Raw genomic sequence first — 3,893 nt, forward strand, 5'->3', positions numbered from 1 at the left:
GGGTGACCAGCGCCGGTGGATCAGCTTGCCTCGCACAAAGTCATGCAGCCAGCCGCCGAGGGCAAGCTTTTGCCGCCGTCCGCAGTGTTTGCGGCGCGCACGATACTCCAGCCCGCCGCGTTGCGCGCAGTAGGGCTGGGCGGGCAACCCATCCGGGCGACCACGCCGCAGTTCCCGGCCGATCGTGCTCGGCGCACGCACCAGAAGCCCGCCGATCTCCCGAAGGCTCGCCCCGCGACGATGCTCCGCCAAAATCACGCCACGTTCCTCGCCGTCGAGGTGCTTGTATCGTCTGTCCATCGCAACACCCTATGCCCCGCGGGCCGTGGATGTTGCACTTGAAGTTTGAGTCTAAGCCTGGCGATCCCGAAACAGCACCGGTTTTGCACAGATTCTTACCCGGGTGGGCGCCGATCTGGTAATCTCGGCCCATTGAATCGGGATTTTCGGGGACAGGATATGAGTTTCAGGATTTTCGCCGCCGGCACGGGGAATTTTCACTACACGCGCAATGGCCTCGATTTCGGCGACGTCTATGACGTGGCGGACGGGCTGTCGCGCATCGCCTCGGTCACCGGGGGGGCGCGCAGCGCGGCGACCGGGATCGTGACCGATGCGGCCACGCCCACCTCGGGCGTGCGGCAGGCGCTGAATGCCTACGGGCAGATCGAAGGCCTGCACCTGCTGCATGACAGCGTCGAGATGATGGTGGTGGACATGGGATCGGTGCAGGTCATGGTCTATGCCCGGCAGGCGCGCACGTTCTGGGTCGACAACACCGCCGTGGCGACCGTCATGCTGGCCAACGACGACGACGACCCGGCGGTGACCTTCCTTCGCCGCGTCAACCCGGTGCTGGCAGAGACGGAAATGAACACCTTCGGCGTGCTGGCGGCGATCGCCGGGGTGATGACGCGCTTCAGCACCGAGGGCGCGCGGGCCGACAACGGGCGCTGCATGCTGAACATCCAGATCTTCCGCTGACGGCCGTTCCGGAGTGCGCAGCGTCAGGCCGCGGTCGCGGATTGTGGTCAATCGCGCGCCGCGCTGGCGCTGACGCCGTGGATGATGATCCTCACGCCTCGCCCGGCCGCGTCATCTCGAACACCTCGCGCACGACGGCATAGTCCCGGTAGCCCAGCCGCGCGACGGGCTGGAAGCGGGTGACGTCGAAGCGGCCATCGACAAGGCAATCGTCGCGCAGGTGCACGCCGATGACCTCGCCGAGGATGAGGTGATTGCCGGGGCCCAGAAGGTCGATCACCTGCGTCAGGCGGCATTCGAGGCTGGCGGGGGCATGGGCGACGCGCGAGCAGGCGATGGTGTCGCAGGGCGTGCGTTCGACCCCGCCCAGGGTGAACTCGTCGGTCTCTTTCGGCCAGGGCCCGGACGAGCGGTTCATCGCCTCGCGGGCGGCATATTCGACCACGTTGATGCAGAAGACCCGGGTTTCCTCGATGTTGGCCAGCGAATCCTTGCCGCGCGCCCGGTCGGGCTTGCGGCCGGTCGAGGCGAACATCACCTGCGGCGGGGTGTAGGCCACGGCGTTGAAGAACGAATAGGGCGCCAGGTTTTCCGTCCCGTCGCCGCCACGGGTGGACACCCAGGCGATGGGGCGCGGCGCGATGATGGCGCTGAACGGGTTGTGCGGCAGGCCGTGGCCGTCGGCGGGGCGGTAGAACATGGGCGATCCTCGATCCGTTTGCCCCTGACCTAGGGCCATGCTACCCGCGTTTCCAGAAGATTCGCCGCGCGGGCAAGGATGCGGCCGGGGAGGGCAGGACAGGCATGTACCAGCTCGAGGAAGAGACCGACGCCGACCAGTGGGAGGTCGAGGCGCTTTATGACCTGTGCTTCGCGCCGGGGCGGACGGCGCTGTCGTCCTACCGGCTCCGCGACGGGGTGCCCAAGGTCGCCGAACTGTGTCTGGTGCTGCGCGAGGATGGCGTGCTGGCGGCGGTGATCCGGTTCTGGCCGGTGCGGGTGGGGGGCCAGCCGGTGCTGCTGCTGGGCCCGGTGGCGGTGCACCCGACCCGGCAGGGCGAGGGGCTGGGGGGCTATCTGATCCACGAAAGCCTGGCCGAGGCGCGCAGGCTGGGCTGGCGCCGGGTGCTGCTGGTTGGCGACGCGCCCTATTATGGCCGCTTCGGTTTTCGCAAGCTGGCGGGCGTGGTGATGCCGCCACCGACCAACCCCGACCGGGTGCTGGGGTTTGAACTGGCACCGGGTGCGTGGACGGGCGTCAGCGGCGAGGTGACGCGCTGGACCGACGCACCGGGCGGCTGAGCCGCGTCTTGCAAGCGCGGACGCGGCCCCCTACCTTTTCCGGCATGGACCCCATTGCCCCCGAACTGAGCCTGATGCCCGTTGTGCTGCCGCAAGCGCAGATCACGGCGCTGGCGACGCGCCACCGCAAGGCGGGCGGGCTGGTGATGACCATTGTCAACGCCGCCGGAACGCGGATCGAAAGCCGGCTGGAGATGCTGCCGGACGGGGTGAAGGACCGCATCGAGTCGGTCGCGGCAGCCGCTCTTGACCGCAGCTACCGGCTGGCGGGGCGCACCGTGACGGCGGGGCCGCGCCTGGGCGAACGCGGGCATCTGGCGCTGGCCACGCTGACCGGCGCGGTGGGCGGTTTTGGCGGCCTGGCCTCTGCGCTGGCGGAACTGCCGGTGACGGTGACGGTGATCTTCCGCTCGCTGCAGCGGATCGCGGCGGAGCATGGCTACGACCCGCAGGACGAAGGCGTGCGGCTGGAATGCCTGCAGGTGTTCGGCTCGGGCAGCCCGCTGGAACGCGATGATGGCGTGAACACCTCGTTTCTGGGCGCGCGGGTGACGATCACCGGGGCCACGCTGAACGGCGTGATCTCGGCCGTGGCGCCGCGCTTTGCAACCGTGCTGGGCGAGAAGCTGGCGGCGCAGGCGGTGCCTTTGCTGGGCTCGGTGGCGGGGGCGGGGATCAACTACGCCTTTGTCCGCTATTATCAGGAAATGGCGCATGTGCGCTTTGGCCTGAAGCGGCTGGCCGAGGTGCATGGCGATGACGCGGTGCTGGCGGCGTTCCGGGCGGCGGCGGGGTAGGGGGTCGCATGAGGTCTGCGAATGGCTTTGTGCCGGTCAAGGCCAAGACGATCATTTACAAGTTCATGGATAGCCATTGGCTCGACAACGTGGTGCAGCAGCGGAACAAGATTTCGCGGATTCTGGAAACCAACGACCCGTTCGAATTTCTCGCATTCAACGGCAAGGCATACGAGGCTTGGGTCAGGGATGATTCCCACAGAAAGGTTGGTTTCGTATCGTTTGCAAAACGGCGTGACCACATTCTGATGTGGTCGCGCTACGCCAATCATCACCGGGGCGTTGCCCTCGGCTTCCGTGTCTTGGAACCACATTTCTTTGAAGTGTCGTATGTAGGAGACAGGAAGCCCCTGACTGACGAGCCCACTGGAAAAGACGTTGAAACGCTTGTCTTCACCAAGGGACGTGAGTGGCAAGCAGAACAAGAGGTTCGGGGCGTGTGTCCTTTGAATGTAGCTCAAACCAAGGTTGTCGATGGGCGGGTGCTCTATTTCGATCCGTGGTCGCCGTCTCTGGAACTCGTGAGCATCACCCTTGGCGTGCGCTGCACGGTGGGAATCGAAGACGTGCAGAACTGCCTGCGCAATCTATCTGCCCAAGTGAAAATCGAGAAAGCGACGATTTCGAATGATAAATTCGGACTTGAATTTGGCCTGTTCGCCTAGTGTTATCCACCTGACGGATGGTTCCCGTTGTCGTTCTGGTGTGCTATTCTCGCGGCATGAGACGCGATGGAATCTGCCTATACCTTGGCCCCGTTGAGCGTGAGCAGCTTGAAGCCCTGCTCACCGACCGAAATACGCCGCGCAA

The 3,893-nt window shown here is 65.7% G+C and carries 6 protein-coding genes; 4 read left to right on the forward strand and 2 right to left on the reverse strand.

Annotation, left to right across the window (positions count from 1 at the left end; translation table 11 throughout):
• Nucleotides 1–300, reverse strand: a 300-nt coding sequence (locus tag AC11WY_RS19155) for a helix-turn-helix domain-containing protein (RefSeq protein WP_482928454.1), incomplete at its 3' end; no start/stop codon positions are given.
• Nucleotides 301–459: 159 nt separating this feature from the next.
• On the opposite strand from AC11WY_RS19155, the gene AC11WY_RS19160 reads away from it, so the two are divergent.
• Entirely contained in the window at nucleotides 460–984 is a 525-nt protein-coding gene (locus tag AC11WY_RS19160; protein WP_482928456.1) for a hypothetical protein, read from the forward strand.
• Between the two features lie 91 nt (nucleotides 985–1,075).
• Here the strand turns inward: AC11WY_RS19160 and AC11WY_RS19165 are convergent, their stop codons facing one another.
• Nucleotides 1,076–1,684 (reverse strand): flavin reductase family protein, encoded by a 609-nt coding sequence (locus tag AC11WY_RS19165; protein ID WP_482928458.1) that lies wholly within the window; start codon nucleotides 1,682–1,684, stop codon nucleotides 1,076–1,078.
• 104 nt (nucleotides 1,685–1,788) lie between these two features.
• On the opposite strand from AC11WY_RS19165, the gene AC11WY_RS19170 reads away from it, so the two are divergent.
• Genes AC11WY_RS19170 through AC11WY_RS19180 form a run of 3 tightly spaced genes read left to right on the forward strand, consistent with a single transcriptional unit; the run spans nucleotide 1,789 to nucleotide 3,748 of the window.
• Complete coding sequence (locus AC11WY_RS19170; protein ID WP_482928460.1) at nucleotides 1,789–2,286, forward strand: GNAT family N-acetyltransferase; 498 nt, start codon at nucleotides 1,789–1,791, stop codon at nucleotides 2,284–2,286.
• Nucleotides 2,287–2,330: 44 nt separating this feature from the next.
• Nucleotides 2,331–3,083, forward strand: a complete 753-nt coding sequence (locus AC11WY_RS19175) for an EcsC family protein (protein ID WP_482928462.1) — start codon at nucleotides 2,331–2,333, stop codon at nucleotides 3,081–3,083.
• A gap of 8 nt (nucleotides 3,084–3,091) precedes the next feature.
• Entirely contained in the window at nucleotides 3,092–3,748 is a 657-nt protein-coding gene (locus AC11WY_RS19180) for a DUF2971 domain-containing protein (protein WP_482928464.1), read from the forward strand.
• Nucleotides 3,749–3,893: the final 145 nt, after the last annotated feature.

This window comes from Solirhodobacter sp. (assembly GCF_964715405.1).